This is a genomic window from Sphingomonas sp. (assembly GCF_050725575.1).
Classification (GTDB): Bacteria; Pseudomonadota; Alphaproteobacteria; order Sphingomonadales; family Sphingomonadaceae; genus Sphingomonas.
Genome location: NZ_JBOHHW010000037.1, coordinates 16,436 through 30,825, shown reverse-complemented (window position 1 = coordinate 30,825; position 14,390 = coordinate 16,436). Strand labels below are relative to the sequence as shown.

At 65.0% G+C, this 14,390-nt stretch carries 16 protein-coding genes; 7 read left to right on the top strand and 9 right to left on the bottom strand.

Going from position 1 to position 14,390, the window contains the following annotated elements; all coding sequences use genetic code 11:
- Positions 1-34: 34 nt before the first annotated feature.
- The 5 genes from ACRECS_RS20210 to ACRECS_RS20190 are packed head-to-tail and all read right to left on the bottom strand — an operon-like array spanning position 35 to position 4,873.
- Positions 35-1,222, bottom strand: coding sequence for an MBL fold metallo-hydrolase (locus ACRECS_RS20210; RefSeq protein WP_431584751.1), 1,188 nt, complete (start codon positions 1,220-1,222; stop codon positions 35-37).
- Between the two features lie 47 nt (positions 1,223-1,269).
- Positions 1,270-1,755 (bottom strand): hypothetical protein, encoded by a 486-nt coding sequence (locus ACRECS_RS20205; RefSeq protein ID WP_431584750.1) that lies wholly within the window; start codon positions 1,753-1,755, stop codon positions 1,270-1,272.
- Between the two features lie 13 nt (positions 1,756-1,768).
- The gene (locus ACRECS_RS20200; protein ID WP_431584772.1) at positions 1,769-2,689 is read right to left on the bottom strand and encodes an EamA family transporter; all 921 of its coding nucleotides are present in this window, start codon (positions 2,687-2,689) and stop codon (positions 1,769-1,771) included.
- 13 nt (positions 2,690-2,702) lie between these two features.
- Positions 2,703-3,356 carry a GNAT family N-acetyltransferase gene (locus ACRECS_RS20195; protein ID WP_431584749.1) on the bottom strand — a complete coding sequence of 218 codons (654 nt, stop codon included), beginning with the start codon at positions 3,354-3,356 and terminating at the stop codon, positions 2,703-2,705.
- Positions 3,353-4,873 (bottom strand): fumarate hydratase, encoded by a 1,521-nt coding sequence (locus ACRECS_RS20190; RefSeq protein WP_431584748.1) that lies wholly within the window; start codon positions 4,871-4,873, stop codon positions 3,353-3,355. Before ACRECS_RS20190 ends, ACRECS_RS20195 begins: the two co-directional genes overlap by 4 nt.
- A 173-nt stretch (positions 4,874-5,046) precedes the next feature.
- Here ACRECS_RS20190 and ACRECS_RS20185 point away from each other — a divergent pair, with 173 nt between their 5' ends.
- The gene (locus tag ACRECS_RS20185; RefSeq protein ID WP_431584747.1) at positions 5,047-7,737 is read left to right on the top strand and encodes a putative bifunctional diguanylate cyclase/phosphodiesterase; all 2,691 of its coding nucleotides are present in this window, start codon (positions 5,047-5,049) and stop codon (positions 7,735-7,737) included.
- A gap of 92 nt (positions 7,738-7,829) precedes the next feature.
- On the opposite strand, the gene ACRECS_RS20180 is transcribed toward ACRECS_RS20185, so the two are convergent.
- From ACRECS_RS20180 to ACRECS_RS20170, 3 genes are read right to left on the bottom strand one after another with little or no spacing between them, the layout of a single operon-like run.
- Positions 7,830-8,477: a glutathione S-transferase family protein gene (locus ACRECS_RS20180; RefSeq protein ID WP_431584746.1), complete on the bottom strand. Its 648-nt coding sequence runs from the start codon at positions 8,475-8,477 to the stop codon at positions 7,830-7,832.
- Positions 8,478-8,490: 13 nt separating this feature from the next.
- Positions 8,491-9,006: a dihydrofolate reductase family protein gene (locus ACRECS_RS20175; RefSeq protein WP_431584745.1), complete on the bottom strand. Its 516-nt coding sequence runs from the start codon at positions 9,004-9,006 to the stop codon at positions 8,491-8,493.
- Positions 8,993-9,142, bottom strand: a complete 150-nt coding sequence (locus ACRECS_RS20170; RefSeq protein WP_431584744.1) for a hypothetical protein — start codon at positions 9,140-9,142, stop codon at positions 8,993-8,995. Before ACRECS_RS20170 ends, ACRECS_RS20175 begins: the two co-directional genes overlap by 14 nt.
- A gap of 136 nt (positions 9,143-9,278) precedes the next feature.
- Between ACRECS_RS20170 and ACRECS_RS20165 the strand changes: the two genes are divergently transcribed.
- The 4 genes from ACRECS_RS20165 to ACRECS_RS20150 all read left to right on the top strand — a co-directional run bounded on the left by ACRECS_RS20165 (position 9,279) and on the right by ACRECS_RS20150 (position 11,606).
- Positions 9,279-9,746: a winged helix-turn-helix transcriptional regulator gene (locus ACRECS_RS20165; protein WP_431584743.1), complete on the top strand. Its 468-nt coding sequence runs from the start codon at positions 9,279-9,281 to the stop codon at positions 9,744-9,746.
- A gap of 31 nt (positions 9,747-9,777) precedes the next feature.
- A complete protein-coding gene (locus tag ACRECS_RS20160; protein ID WP_431584742.1) occupies positions 9,778-10,350 on the top strand; it encodes a carboxymuconolactone decarboxylase family protein in 573 nt (190 codons plus the stop codon).
- Entirely contained in the window at positions 10,347-11,144 is a 798-nt protein-coding gene (locus tag ACRECS_RS20155; RefSeq protein WP_431584741.1) for an SDR family NAD(P)-dependent oxidoreductase, read from the top strand. The genes ACRECS_RS20160 and ACRECS_RS20155 overlap by 4 nt, the downstream gene beginning before the upstream one ends.
- Before the next feature lie 99 nt (positions 11,145-11,243).
- A complete protein-coding gene (locus tag ACRECS_RS20150) occupies positions 11,244-11,606 on the top strand; it encodes a hypothetical protein (protein WP_431584740.1) in 363 nt (120 codons plus the stop codon).
- Positions 11,607-11,650: 44 nt separating this feature from the next.
- Here the strand turns inward: ACRECS_RS20150 and ACRECS_RS20145 are convergent, their stop codons facing one another.
- Positions 11,651-12,229 carry a hypothetical protein gene (locus tag ACRECS_RS20145; RefSeq protein ID WP_431584739.1) on the bottom strand — a complete coding sequence of 193 codons (579 nt, stop codon included), beginning with the start codon at positions 12,227-12,229 and terminating at the stop codon, positions 11,651-11,653.
- A gap of 120 nt (positions 12,230-12,349) precedes the next feature.
- Here ACRECS_RS20145 and ACRECS_RS20140 point away from each other — a divergent pair, with 120 nt between their 5' ends.
- Positions 12,350-13,021: a response regulator gene (locus tag ACRECS_RS20140; protein WP_431584738.1), complete on the top strand. Its 672-nt coding sequence runs from the start codon at positions 12,350-12,352 to the stop codon at positions 13,019-13,021.
- A complete protein-coding gene (locus tag ACRECS_RS20135; RefSeq protein WP_431584737.1) occupies positions 13,012-14,370 on the top strand; it encodes an ATP-binding protein in 1,359 nt (452 codons plus the stop codon). The genes ACRECS_RS20140 and ACRECS_RS20135 overlap by 10 nt, the downstream gene beginning before the upstream one ends.
- Positions 14,371-14,390 lie beyond the last annotated feature (20 nt).

Genomic DNA, 14,390 nt, shown 5'->3' with positions numbered 1-14,390 from the left:
GCGCCCAAATTAGGTATCAATATCGGACATTTCCCTAACGCAGCGCAAAACCTCCGGCGCTCTTCAGGCATCGTATGACATCTTCCTGTGACGCCGCTGTTTCCCGCTTCGGCGCCGCATAGGGTGCGATCGTCATCGGCTGGCCGATCCTGGCCGCCGTGAAACCGCTCATCCCTGAACAGCGCACCATTTTCTCAAGCAATCTGGGTGGCGTGTCATAGGCTTCGTAAGAGAGCCGGAACGTACCCCAATGGATCGCGATCCCCCGGCTCGCTCCGAGTCGGCGATAGATCTCGGCCGCATCGATCGGGCCGATATGGGTATCCGATCGCATCTGTCCGGGCTGAAAACGAAACGCGCCGATCGGCAACAGCGCCAGCCGGATCGGGCCATAGGCCGCTGCCTCCTCCGCCCATTTCAAGTCGCCCGGGCCGGTATCGCCGGCAAAGAAGAGATTGCCACCGGGCAGCGTCACGACGAAGCTCGACCACAAGGCACGGTTGCGGTCGGTGAACCAGCGGCTGTCCCAATGATGGCTGCGCGTGATGATCACGTCCACACCGGGCCGGATCATGGCCCGGCCGCCCCAGTCGAGCGCCCGGGACGATACGCCGACCTGGCCGATAACGCTGTCGTTGCCGAGACTGGTGACGATCAACGGCTTGTCGCGCTTCCATAATTTCCTGAGCGTCGCCTGATCGAGATGGTCGTAGTGATCATGGCTGATCAGCACGAGATCGATCTTCGGCAAATTGTCGAACGCGATGCCCGGCTCGGTCACCCGCTTGGGCCCGGTGCCGAACGGGCCTGCGGTCCGGCTCCAGATCGGGTCAGTCAGGATATTGAGCCCCTCGGTCTGCACCAGCACGGTCGCATGACCGACCCAGGTCGCGACCATCGCGCTGCCCGCGACTCGCGCAGCGACTGGCTTCTTCGTCACCGCGACATGGGCCGGCCAGGGCGCGCGCCCGTCATTGCCGGTCAGATAGCGCCAGAAGAACTGGGCGCGGCTGCCGCCGCCCGGCGCGCGCAGCACATCCTGATCGCCATCCGGATTGAGGAAGCGCTGGCCGTCGAAATGCATACTGACCGGCCCACGATAGTAGACCCGGTCGAGAAAGCGCGGCACGATGGTAATCGCCAGGCACGCCATCACGGTCGCGAAGAGCAGGGCGGTAAGGGCGCCCTTCATGAGGCGCTTGAGACTCGGCAGGCTACTCATTTCGCCCACTCACACGATGCGATGTTGCGGGCAAGGCCGGTGGCGCATCAAACCGGACAGGCTGAAATGGTGTCGTCAAGAAAGGCGAGGATCGCCGCCTCGTCTTCCTTCGCGGTCGCCACGCTGCGCCGGTACAGCCAGCCGCCGAACGCCATCATCGCAAGCGGGACCGCGATCAGCCGCCAGCCATCGCCGAACGCCGTGCCCGACTCGATCATCCAGCGCACGGCAAGGGCCAGGAACAACGTCAGGACACCGAACCAGCAGCCGAGAAAAACCGCCGCACTGGGCGGCGCGCCAATCTTTCCCGCAATCCGGGAGCCATCGCCGTCGGGCTCGATCGTCGCGGTCAGAGCTCTTGGAAACGCGTTCCGGACATTGGGTCGGAGATAGAACAGCATCATGTCGCGATCGGTCCCCTGCCCGGTCACGCCGGCCTTCACCTCCCTGTCGCGTCCACCCAGCGCCGTTTTCAGCTTCTTCGCCAGCGCGACCGGCGTGAGCGGCGATCCGAGGACGATCTTGCGGGCCATCAATGTCCTTCCCTCAAAGCGATCCGGCGAGCGCCAGCACCACGCCGACCGCGACCAGCAACAGCCCGATCGCTTCGCTCCGCGCGATCCGTTCGCCGAGATAGAAATGCGCGAACCCCATGGTGAACACTACCTCGACTTGGCCGACGATTCGCACCAGCGCGACCGGCGCCGTGGCAAAACCGGTGAACCAGCATGCCGATCCGAGCGACGACATCAGCCCGACTTGCCCCGCGACGCGCCAGTTGGCGAACACCTTCGCGATCTGCTCGCGCTCGCGCCAAAAGATATAGCCGCCCTGTAGCACCGTCTGCAGCGCCACGGTCGTCGCGAGCACGATCAGCGCCGCGCGCAGTTTGTCGTCGGTCGCAACCTCGAAGGTTGCGCGGCGGATCGCAATCGTGGTCAGTGCAAAGAAGAAGCCCGAGGCAACGCCATAACGCGCCGCCCGCTGGCCGAGCGCGCGGATCAGGTCCCCAGCACTCATCAGCTTGCCACCGGTCGACAGCATCATGATCCCGGCCACACCGAAACCGATACCAAGCCAGGTAAGCCGGCCCAATCCCTCGCCCAGCAGCACGACGGAGAGCAGCGCGCTCTGCACCGCCTCGGTCTTCGAATAGGCCGTACCAACCACGAAATTGCGCTCGTCGAACGCCATCAGCAACAAATTGGTCGCAACAATCTGCGCGATCCCGCCCGCTACGCAGAGCAACAGGAACCTGGCACCAAGCACCGGGAACGGCGCCGGCGCGATCACCCATTGATAGGCCAGGACGAACAGGATCGCGAACGGCAGGCCATAAAGATAGCGCACCAGCCCCGCCGCATTGACCGACAGGTCCCGCCCGACCTTGCGCTGCACCGCCGTGCGCCATGCCTGTAGCGCGCCGGCGAACACCGTCGCGGGCAACCAGATCGGCAGGGCAATCATCACCGACGGTGCTTCAAGGGATCAAATCGACGTGCGAGGGCATCGCCTGGATCATTCTCGCCAATTCCTCACGCGGGACGGCCCGATGATAGGCGCCGCGAAAGATGTCCTCGATCCAGGCAGCCATCTCATCCTTCGTAACATGCGTTCGACCGCCCCCCGGCCGGACCATCAGGTCGAGCTCGGGCGGCGAGTCAGCGCCGATCTTGGGCATCCGGTACTCGACACCGGGGATCTGCCGCGCGCCCAACCGGGCGTAGAATTGCTTGCGCCGACGGCGCATCTCCAGATCGCCGCTGTCCTGACGATCGCTATCGACCTCTATCACCAGGCTATCGCTGCCGATCCGGTCGATCGCCGCACGAAACATCTCCGCGCCCAGGCCCTTCCCGCGTGCGGCGGCTGATGTTCCGAGATATTCCAGCAACGCGATCGGATAGCGATCGGACAGATAGAGGATCGCGAACGACATCACCCGACCGCCAATTTCGCCGATCAGGAGGTAATAATCTGATCGCGTCGCCAGCGCCACGATCAGCTCCCGTGGCTTGCGTTCGCTCGCAGGGAGAGCCTCGCAGAAAATCTCGTAGAATTCTTCGAACGCTGGCCCTTCCGCCACGTTAAGCTGCCCGATCCGCAGATCGGTCCGGGCAGATCCCTGCGTCACGCGGTCTCCAGCGCTCGCTGTGCGATCTTTTCCTTCCACACTAGAGGCGCCAGCGTGTGGACATTGGCGCCGCTTGAATCGACCGCCACCGTGACCGGGAAATCGCTTACGTCGAATTCGTAGATCGCCTCCATACCGAGATCCGCGAAGCCGACCACTTTCGACCCCTTGATCGCGCGGGCGACAAGATAGGCCGCGCCGCCGACCGCCATCAGATAGGCGCTCTTCGCTTCGGCGATCGCTTCGGTCGCGGCCGGGCCGCGCTCGGCCTTGCCGACCATCGCGAGCAGCCCCTGGGCGAGCATCATCCGCGTGAACTTGTCCATCCGCGTCGCGGTGGTCGGGCCGGCCGGACCGACCACTTCCTCGCCGACCGGATCGACCGGGCCGACATAATAGATCACGCGCCCCCGGAACTCGACCGGCAGTTCCTCGCCCGCATCGAGCATGTCCTTGATGCGCTTGTGCGCGGCATCGCGCCCGGTGAGCATCTTGCCGTTGAGCAGCAGCCGGTCGCCCTGCTTCCAGCCCTGCACCACCTCCGGCGTCAGCGTGTCGAGATCGACCCGGATCGCCGCCTTGTCCGGCGTCCAGTTGACGTCGGGCCATTCCTCCAGCTTGGGCGCTTCGAGATAGGCCGGGCCGGAGCCGTCGAGCGTGAAATGCGCATGGCGCGTCGCGGCGCAATTGGGGATCATCGCCACCGGCTTGGACGCGGCATGAGTCGGCCAATCGACAATCTTGACGTCTAGAATGGTCGACAGCCCGCCAAGTCCCTGCGCGCCGATGCCCAGCGCATTGACCTTGTCGTAAATCTCGATGCGCAGCTTCTCGATATCGTTCTGCGGCCCGCGCTGCTTCAACTGCGCCATGTCGATCGCGCCCATCAGGCTTTGCTTGGCAAGCAGCATCGATTTTTCGGCAGTGCCGCCAATGCCGATGCCGAGCATGCCCGGCGGGCACCAGCCGGCACCCATTTGCGGCAGCATTTCGAGCACCCAGTCGACAATCGAATCGCTCGGGTTCATCATCTTGAACTTGGACTTGTTCTCGCTGCCACCACCCTTCGCCGCGACATCGATCGACACCGTGTTGCCCGGCACCATCTCGACATTCAGCACACTAGGCGTGTTGTCCCTGGTATTACGGCGCGTGAAGGCTGGATCGGCGAGGATCGAGGCACGCAGCTTGTTCTCCGGGTGGAGATAGGCGCGGCGCACGCCTTCATCGACGACCTCCTGCAAGCTGCGGTCGCCCTTTTCCAGCCGGCAGTCCTGACCCCATTTGATGAACACCGTGACGATGCCGGTGTCCTGGCAGATCGGGCGATGCCCCTCGGCGCACATACGGCTGTTGGTCAGTATCTGCGCGATCGCGTCCTTGGCCGCCGGACTTTCCTCCGCCTCATAGGCGACGCCCAGTGCGCGGATATAATCCATCGGATGGTAATAGCTGATGAACTGCAACGCGTCGGCGACGCTCTCGATCAAATCGTCTTCGCGGATAATCACTGTCATGGTCGGTTCCCGGCACTCGCTTTGGCGCAGTCCATATGCCGAGCGTGCCGGGTGGCCAAGGGCCTTTGCACCCTGGCCATCACCTCGCGACACATCTTGTTAACCATCAACAGCAAGTAAATCCGAATGCCTTGTCGTTATCCAAAAAATCGATGCGCCGGCCGTTCAATCCCATGTCCGAGATTCTCGGATCGATGACCTCGTTGTGGAGCGATCTGTCGCTCGGCGTCGACGAGGACAGGGCGCCCGACGCGCATCAATTGCAATTCGAACAGGCAGCGACAGCCTGGCCGGCCGCCCTGCTTACCCAGACCCTGGCGGCGGCCATGCTGCTCGCCACCGCCACGACCGTCGGGCTCCATGATCTGCTCGCACCAATCGCGGTGCGGGGCGGATTGGTTGTCCTGCTCGGCCTTGTCGCGCTGGCGCTGCTCAAGCTGCCCGCGCCACGCAACTGGTCGCCGCATATCAAGGTCCGGCTCTCGCTGGTCTACGCCACGGGATTGGGTGCCGGGCTATTCTCGATGCTGTGGATGACAACGCACGTCTCGAACGGCACGCTGCAACTCGCCGGCTTCGTCGCCGTGTTCGGCGCGGTCATCGTTACCGCCATGGCGCTTCAGGCGTTGCGCGCCGCGACGCTCGGCTATGCGGGAGCGCTGGTCGCGACCATTGCGCTGCACAATGGCCTGGGCGTGGTCACCGGCATCGCCGCGGTGTTTCTCGCCTGCCTGATCATCGCCACCAGCGGCCTCGCGCGGCTCGATCGGGCCCAGGCCGAGGAACGCGAGGCCGATACCAATGACGGCAATCTCGCGCTGCGCCTGATCCGCGAATTCGAAGATCATGGCAGCGGCTGGTTCTGGCAGACCGATCGCCAGGGCCGCTTGGTCTATCTCTCGCCCCAGGTTGCCAGTGAGGTCAGCACCCCTGATAATGAGGCGATCGGATCACAGCTCACCGCGGTATTCAAGGTCGACAGCGCCTCACCCGATACCGAGCGCACTTTGGGCTTCCATCTCTCTTCCCGCACATCCTTTTCCGGCTATCCGGTGCGCGCCGCAGCCGGCGGGACGGAGCGCTGGTGGTCGATCTCGGGCCGGCCGATCCTCGACGGGCTGAACCGCTTTCAGGGTTTTATCGGCAATGGCAGCGACCTGACCGAAAAGCGCAAGTCGGAAGCCGAGATCACACGCCTTGCGCTGTTCGACGGCCTGACCGGGCTCGCCAATCGTCAGCGCATGCGCCTCGCGCTCGATCAGACGCTGGCACCGCAAGGCGGCGGCTATGGGTCGCCCGCGCTGCTGCTGCTCGATCTCGACCGCTTCAAGGCGGTCAATGACACGCTCGGCCACCAGACCGGCGACGCACTGCTCAAACAGGTCAGCCAGCGGCTGCTGCGCAGCGTCGGCGATGCCGGGCTGGTCGGGCGCCTCGGCGGCGACGAATTCCAGGTCGTGCTGGCGCGCGAGGCCAATCGCGACCGGCTCGCCGAATTGGCCCGCGCGATCATCGCCTCACTGTCACAGCCCTATTTCATCGATGGATCGTCGATCACGATCGGCTGCTCGATCGGCATTTCGATTGCCCCGGTCGATGGCGAGGATTCGGAGACGCTGGTGCGCAACGCCGATCTCGCGCTCTATGCCGCCAAGGCCGACGGGCGGGGCATCCACCGCTTCTACCGCGAGGAGCTGCTGCACGGTGCGCAGAACCGCAAACAGCTCGAGGACGACCTGCGCAACGCGCTCGCGCAGCATGAATTCCATGTCGCCTATCAGCCGGTGGTCAGCACGAAGAGTGAGCGGATCGTCGGTTACGAAGCGCTGCTGCGCTGGAACCACCCGACGCGTGGCGCAGTCAGCCCAGCCGAGTTCATCCCCGTCGCCGAGGATTGCGGCCTGATCGAGACGATCGGCGAATGGGTTTTGCGCACCGCCTGCGCCGATGCCGCAACCTGGCCGCGCGACATCCGCGTCGCGGTCAATGTCTCGCCGATCCAGTTCGCCAATCCAGCCCTGCCTGCCGTAATCACCAATGCGCTGGCGCGGTCGGGCATTCGCCCGGACCGCCTCGAGCTCGAAATCACCGAAGGTGTGTTCCTCAACAATGAGGACGCCTCATCGGAACAGATGTTCAAGAATCTGAAGACGATCGGCGTGCGTCTCGCACTTGACGATTTCGGCACCGGCTATTCCTCGCTCGGCTATCTGAAGCAAGCGCCGTTCGACAAGATCAAGATCGACCAGAGCTTCGTGCGTGGTGCCGCAGTCGCCGGCAACCGCAACGCCGCGATCATCAAGGCAATCGTCACGCTCGCCGACACGCTCGGCATGGAAACCACCGCCGAGGGCGTCGAGGTTCAGGATGAGATCGCGCTGATCCGCGAACTGGGCTGCAGCCACATCCAAGGCTATGTCTATGGCAAGGCAGCCGGCGCCCCGGCGGTGCTCGAACAGCTTGCCGCAAAGGGCGGCATGGCCACCGCCACCGGCTACCGTGTCAGCCGCTCGCCGCGCACCAAGATGCTGCGCACTGCGCGCATTGCTGCCGATGGCGTCGAAGGCGAGGTCCGCATCCGCAACATGTCCTCGACCGGTGCGATGATCGACGGGATCGAAATCGACGGCGAGGTCGATGGCATTGACCTGCTGATCGAGCTGCTCGAGGGCCAGATGTTCCCGGCCAAGCTGCGCTGGGCTGCCGACGGCAAGGCCGGCATCGAATTCGCGCAGAATTTCAACATGGAACGGCTCAACCCCGTCAGCCAGCCCGCGATCCGTCGTTCGGGGTTAGAGGCAGCGAGCCCACCATCCAGGCCCGCTTCCCCGGCCAAGGCCGGTGCCCAGTCGGGAAACAAATGATAATAGCCGTTGCGCGTCGTACCTCGGCCATCCGACTGGGCATCGGCCTTGGCCGGGGAAGCAGCTTAGGTCGAACGGCGAGGACTCTCCACCTACCCGTTCGCCAGCGGAAACCACTCCCAATACGGCTTACCCTCATCCCGCGTCCGCGCCACTGAGGGGCGCGCTTCCAGCCGCTCATGATAGGCCGCGACATGGTCGAACTCGTCGAACGGCAAGGCGTGTTTAGCGTAGAGCAACGCCGGCGCCGCCGCGCAATCGGCCAGGCCGAATGTATCGCCCGCCGCCCATTCCCGCGTCGCCATCACCGTATCGAGCCAGCCATAGGCCCGGGCCAGCATCTCCCGCGCCTTCCCGACGCCATAGGGGTCGGCATTGCCCTCGGGCCGGCGGCGCTCGAACACCACGGTCTGCAATGGGGTCATGACATAATTGTCGAAGAACCGGTCCATGAAGCGCGCTTCGAGCGCGGCGTCGGTGTCCGCCGGAATCATCGGCGCCGTACCAGGATGATAATGGTCGAGATATTCGATGATCACGCTGGTCTCGGCGACCGAACGCTCTCCATCGACCAGCAACGGCATGTGCTGAAGCGGCCAGAGCGTCGCAAACTCCCGGGCATAGTCGGGCGTGTCCGGCCCAAGCTCGCGATAGTCAAACGAGGTGCCGTTCTCATACAATGCGATCAGCACCTTCTGGCAGTAGGACGACAGGGGGTGCGCGTAGATCTTGATGGTCATCTCTCTCTATCACTTACTTCGTCAGCACGATGTGCATCGCATTCTCGCCCTGGGCATGCTCGGTCACCTTATAGCCGAGCGCCAGCAGGTCGATCCCGGCGAACATCGCTTCGCCGCTGCCCAGCATCACCGGCGCCACCGCGAAATGCAGTTCGTCGATCGCGCCGGCCTGCAGATACTGGCGGATGGTCGCCGGGCCGCCGCCGATGCGGATATCGCGGCCATCCGCCGCTTCCTTCGCCAGCCTCAGCGCTTCATCCGGCCCGCCCGTCACGAAATGGAATATCGTGCCGCCCTTCATCTCGATCGGCGCCCGGGTATGATGCGTCAGGACGAACACCGGGCAATGAAAAGGCGGAGTGTCGCCCCACCAGCCCTTCCAGTCGGCGTTCGCCCCCTCGTTCGGCCACGCGCCGCGAACGGGTCCGAACATGTTGCGGCCGAGGATCCAGGCACCCAATCCATGCATCGCCCGGGCAGAATAACGCTCGTCAATGCCGGTCGAGCCGTCTTCCTCACCGCATGGCATGGAAGGTCCTGGTGCCGACAAGCCATTCGTGCAGCTCATCGCCCCGCACTCCGAGTGGATTGTCCAGATCCTGATCAGGGCCGGCACCGAAACCGTCCACCGATGTCGAGAAACCGCCAACGCGAATCTTCGTCATCATTCGTCCTCTCAAAACTGATTGCGAATCAAAAGCAGTTGCTTTCTACACAACTGATCCTATTTTGCAATCAGTCATGCCAATCCATATCGACAACCCCCGATCGGGCTGCCCGATCAACCTCACGATCCAGGCATTGGGCGACCGCTGGAGTCTGATCATCATCCGCGATGTGATGTTCGGTAATCGCCGCCATTTCCGCGAATTACTGGTCGCGTCGGAGGAGCGCATCGCGTCGAACATCCTTGCCGACCGACTCAAGAAACTGGTCGCGGCTGGCTTTCTCGCGATTACCGACGACCCGAGCCATAAGCAGAAACATATCTACAGCCTGACCGAGCCGGCGATTCAGCTCGTGCCGCTGATCGTCCAGCTCGGCTCGTGGGGCCGGCGCCATCTGCCCGTCACGCCCGATCTCGCGATCCGCGCACAACTGCTCGAAGAGGGCGGACCGGAGATGTGGGCAGACTTCATGGACGAGCTCCGCGCCGCACATCTCGGCACCCCGTCCATAGGACGCCCGAGCGTCGCCGTTCGTCTTCAGACGGCGTATGAGGCGATGGTCGCCCAATTGGACCGAGACTCGGCCAGCCGGACGAACTAGCGTACCCGTAGTTCAAAAACGGGAGAGTTGCATGCGCCTGGGCAAAGCACGGATCGAACCGCTATCGGATGCCGAAGCGACCGATGCGCAGAGAGAAGTCCTCGCGCCCTTCGTCGAGCGCAACTTCGTGCTCAATATCTTCCGTACCATGGCGCGGCACCCCGGTGCACTCGACCGATTCCTCAAATGGGGCAATTACATCCTCGGCAAGTATAACACGCTGCCCGGACGCGAGCGCGAACTTGCCGTGCTGCGGACGGGTTTCAACTGCGGCTCGGGCTATGAATGGGCACAGCATGTCGTGATCGGCAAGCGCGCCGGGCTGACCGACGATGAGATCGCCCGGATCAAGACCGGCAGCGCCGCGCCTGGCTGGAGCGAAGCCGATGCCGCGATCCTCGATGCGTGCGACGACCTGACCCGCGACCATTTCATCACCGACGCGCATTGGGCGGCGCTTGCCCGGCATTTCCGCACCGAGCAACGCATGGATCTGGTCTATACCGTCGGCCAATACACTCAGGTGTCGATGCTGCTGAACAGCTTCGGCGTGCAGCTCGACAAGGGCCTGGTGCTCGATCCCGACCTGGACCGCCGCGCATGACCGGCCGGCTGGCGGGCAAGACCGCGATCGTCATCGGTGCCGGGCAGACACCGGGCGAGACGATCGGCAATGGCCGCGCGACAGCGATCCTGTTCGCCCGCGAAGGTGCCGCGGTCTTCTGTGTCGACCGCAATCTCGACCGGGCCAAGGAAACCGCCGCGCTTATCGCCGGCGAAGGCGGCACCGCGCATGCCCATGCTGCCGATATTCGCGACGAGGCCGAGTGTGCGGCGCTGATCGCGGCGGGCGTCGCCGCGCTTGGCCGGCTGGACATTCTCCATAACAATGTCGGCGGTGGTGCTGGCGACGCGTCGGTCGAGGCGAGCGACCCCGTGCGATTCGACGCGATCCTCCACCTCAACCTCACCGCTATGATGCAGACGATCAAGCACGCCTTGCCGGTAATGCGCGCGCAAGGCGGCGGCGCGATCGTCAACGTCTCCTCGCTCGCCGCGATCGCCCCGTCCGGGATCATCGCCTATGAAGTGTCGAAGGCCGGCGTGAACAAGCTCACTACCAGCGTCGCGGCGTTCAATGCCCGGCACCAGATCCGCTGCAATGCGATCCTCCCCGGCCTGATCGACACGCCGATGGCGATCCAGGGCTGGGCTGGCCTGACCGGCGAGGCGCAGGCCGAATTGCGCGCCAAGCGCGACGCGCGCGTGCCGATGGGACGGATGGGCACAGCCTGGGACGTGGCGCACGCTGCATTGTGGCTGGCATCGGACGATGCGCGCTTCGTGACCGGCGCGCTGCTGCCAGTCGATGGCGGACAGTCGGTGCGGCTGGGCTAAGCCTGAACCTGCGATAACCGCCCGGTTCAGGAACAGGATTCAATCATGCGCGTATTCTTCCCGATATGCCCGACGTGGCGGGCTGGAAAGGATGTACCCATGAAAATGCCCAAATTTCTCGTTGCCATCGGCCTGATGGTCGCGGCGATGAGCGTGAGCGGCACCGCAAACGCCCAGCGCTACGATCATGGTCGCGGTGGTGGCTATCACGACCGCTATGATCGCGGTGACCGTCATTGGCGTGGCGATCGCGGCGACCGCCGCTGGCGCGGTGATCGTGGCTGGCGCGGTGATCGCGGTTGGCGTGGTGATCGCGGTTGGCGCGGCGACCGGCGCTGGCGTGGCGATCGTTACTGGCGCGGTGATCGCTGGGATCGTGGCCGTTACTATGGCTGGAACAATGGCTACCGCCGTTGCTGGACCGATTGGCGCTACGGCCGTCGCGTGCGCATCTGCCGCTGAGCGAAAATGGGGCGGCGACCGGACAGGTCGCCGCCCTTTCTTTATCAGCCGGCGCTGTTGCCGGTCACTGGCTGAGCCGGCACGACCGGCGGTTGAACGGCAGGCGGCGGCGGTGCGGCCCCATCAGCCGGCGGCGGCGGTGGCGGACCGTCGCGCCCCTCCCGCTCGCCATCCGGGCCACTAAATCGCGGCCCCCTGGGGCCATGCGGCGGGCCGCCCAGCGCGGTCACCTTGCCGTCCGCGCCGATCAGAAAGGAAGCGCGAACGATACCGTCATGAAAATGGCCTTGGATCGTCACGGTCGCGCCGGTCGTGACCAGGCTGGTCATTCCGATGCCGAACGGCCCCGGCCGGCGTCTCGAATCGATCAGCGCACGACCGCTGCCGTCCTGCAGCACGAACATCGGCCCATAGACCTCGCTCACTTTCCCGCGCAGCGTCACCACGCTGCCATTGTCGGTCAGGCCACCGATCGCCACTGGCTGGATCGGCGCCATTTCGATCGATGGCCCACTTGCCTTGATCGCAGTCGCCCCGGCGGCGACTCCGACACCAAGTAGCGCCACGGCGGCGAGCGACGCCTTGAGCGGCAGCTTGCGGCTGGTCTTGGTTTCTTCGGTCATTACGGTCACTCCATCTGTGTCGATGGCTTTTCCTAGCGAGTCGCGACCACAGCCCGCTGAACCTTCCCGTTCAGTTTCGGTTTAACGCAGGACCCTAGCCCGCAGGTCGAAAGGACGAGAATGCGCATCCTGCTGGTCGAGGACGATATCGCACTTGCCGACGGCATCGCCCGTGCGCTGCGCGCCGAACATTTCGCCGTCGACATCGCCGCGAATGGCGAGGACGGTGCGCATCTCGGCGACACCGGCCTTTACGATGCCGCCGTGCTCGACCTCGGCCTGCCGGTTAAGCCCGGCATCACCGTGCTGAAGGAATGGCGCGCAGCGGGACGAGCGCATCCCGTACTGATCCTCACCGCGCGCGACGGCTGGTCGGACAAGGTCGAGGGGTTCCGCGCCGGGGCCGACGATTATCTGACCAAGCCGTTCCGGGTTGAGGAGCTGGTTATGCGGCTGCGTGCGCTGGTCCGCCGCGCCTCGGGTCATGCCGCAAGCATCGTCACCTGCGGCCCGCTGTCGTTCGATGCGCAGACCGGCCAGTTCGAACTCGACGGCCTGCCGCTGCGCCTGACCGCGCTCGAATGGCGCGTGCTTTCTGCGCTGACGCTGCGCAAAGAAGTGGTGATCGACCGGCTCGACCTGATGGAGCGGGTTTATGAGGGCGATGCCGATCCCGACTCCAACTCGCTCGAAGTCATTGTCGGCCGGCTGCGCAAGAAGATCGGCCGCGACCTGATCGAAACAGTGCGCGGACGCGGCTATCGCCTGACCGAGGCACCACAATGCAGCTGATGCCGAAATCGCTCTATGGCCGCTTGCTCGTCACCGCGTTGCTCGCGACGCTTGCTGCGCTCGCCTTCGCCGCCGTCGCGATCGGCGCCGTGCTCGAACGCGTCGTGATGCGTGGACTGGATCAGCAACTCGATGCCCAGATCGCAATTCTCGCCACCGCGGTCGGTCCGGACGGCGCGGTCGATCGCCGGCGCATTGCACTGGCCGCGCCTTATGATCGGGGCAATTCCGGCTGGGGGTGGCGGATCGATACGCCGGGCGGCACGATCAGCTCCCCTGCCGCGCCGGATCTCGCCCCTTCGCGGTGGGAAGAGCCCCCGCATCACATGCGTTACGACCAGGATGATCGGCTGGATACGCCGCGCCCTCGCCCGCTCGACTGGCGCGCCGCCGATGGCCGCCCACGCCATGCCCGCGCGCTGACCATTCCGACATCGGCCGGCATTGTCCAGATCACCGCATCCGCGCCCCGCACCATCGTCGAACGTCCGATCCGGGCGGCGATGGTTCCCCTGCTTGGCGCGCTCGCCCTGCTGGGTATCGCGCTGGCGCTATCCACCCTGATCCAGTTGCGCATCGGCCTGCGCCCGCTCGGACGGCTGCGCGAGGCACTGGCGGCAGTGCGGCGTGGCAGTGAGGCGCGCGTTCCCACCGACCAGCCGACCGAGCTCACGCCGCTGGCCGGTGAGATCAATGCCCTGCTCGATGCGAACGAAGCGGCGCTGGCCAATGCGCGCGGCCATGTCGCCAACCTCGCCCATGGGCTGAAGACGCCACTCGCCACGCTCGCCCTCGCGCTGCGCGAGGGCGACCCCGACGGATCGCTCGGCGCGCAGCTCGATCGCATCGACCAGGCGGTGCGCCATCATCTCGGTCGCGCCCGCACCGGCACGCCCGGCGGCGCGGCACGGGTCGCAACGCCGCTGCGCCCGGCAATCGAGGGGCTGGCCGAGGCGCTGGGCCGCATCCATGCCGCCCGCCCGATCGCCGCCGATATCACCATCGATTCCGCCCTGTCGGTCGCGCTTGATCCGCAGGACCTGGATGAACTGGCCGGCAATCTACTCGACAATGCCTGGCGCTGGGCCGCGGGACGCATTTCGGTGCGCGCCGGGCGCGACGCTCAATGGGCCCGGCTGACCATCACCGATGACGGCCCCGGCATTCCCGACACCGAACGTGCCGCCGCGATGCAGCCGGGCCGCCGCCTCGACGAATCCGGCGATGGCCACGGCTTCGGCCTGTCCATAGCGCGCGAACTGGCCGAGCTTTATGGCGGGACGCTAACGCTGGATGCGGCTGAGGGCGGCGGATTGCGCATCACCGTGATGCTGCCCGCAACCCTCTAATTCCTTCCCCCGAACCGGGG

Bases quoted from the DNA above. Each gene is read 5' to 3' on its own strand.
- ACRECS_RS20210 (WP_431584751.1), bottom strand. From the start codon at position 1,222: ATGAGTAGCCTGCCGAGTCTCAAGCGCCTCATGAAGGGCGCCCTTACC.
- ACRECS_RS20205 (WP_431584750.1), bottom strand. From the start codon at position 1,755: ATGGCCCGCAAGATCGTCCTCGGATCGCCGCTCACGCCGGTCGCGCTG.
- ACRECS_RS20200 (WP_431584772.1), bottom strand. From the start codon at position 2,689: ATGATTGCCCTGCCGATCTGGTTGCCCGCGACGGTGTTCGCCGGCGCG.
- ACRECS_RS20190 (WP_431584748.1), bottom strand. From the start codon at position 4,873: ATGACAGTGATTATCCGCGAAGACGATTTGATCGAGAGCGTCGCCGAC.
- ACRECS_RS20185 (WP_431584747.1), top strand. From the start codon at position 5,047: ATGTCCGAGATTCTCGGATCGATGACCTCGTTGTGGAGCGATCTGTCG.
- ACRECS_RS20180 (WP_431584746.1), bottom strand. From the start codon at position 8,477: ATGACCATCAAGATCTACGCGCACCCCCTGTCGTCCTACTGCCAGAAG.
- ACRECS_RS20175 (WP_431584745.1), bottom strand. From the start codon at position 9,006: ATGCCATGCGGTGAGGAAGACGGCTCGACCGGCATTGACGAGCGTTAT.
- ACRECS_RS20170 (WP_431584744.1), bottom strand. From the start codon at position 9,142: ATGACGAAGATTCGCGTTGGCGGTTTCTCGACATCGGTGGACGGTTTC.
- ACRECS_RS20160 (WP_431584742.1), top strand. From the start codon at position 9,778: ATGCGCCTGGGCAAAGCACGGATCGAACCGCTATCGGATGCCGAAGCG.
- ACRECS_RS20155 (WP_431584741.1), top strand. From the start codon at position 10,347: ATGACCGGCCGGCTGGCGGGCAAGACCGCGATCGTCATCGGTGCCGGG.
- ACRECS_RS20150 (WP_431584740.1), top strand. From the start codon at position 11,244: ATGAAAATGCCCAAATTTCTCGTTGCCATCGGCCTGATGGTCGCGGCG.
- ACRECS_RS20145 (WP_431584739.1), bottom strand. From the start codon at position 12,229: ATGACCGAAGAAACCAAGACCAGCCGCAAGCTGCCGCTCAAGGCGTCG.
- ACRECS_RS20140 (WP_431584738.1), top strand. From the start codon at position 12,350: ATGCGCATCCTGCTGGTCGAGGACGATATCGCACTTGCCGACGGCATC.
- ACRECS_RS20135 (WP_431584737.1), top strand. From the start codon at position 13,012: ATGCAGCTGATGCCGAAATCGCTCTATGGCCGCTTGCTCGTCACCGCG.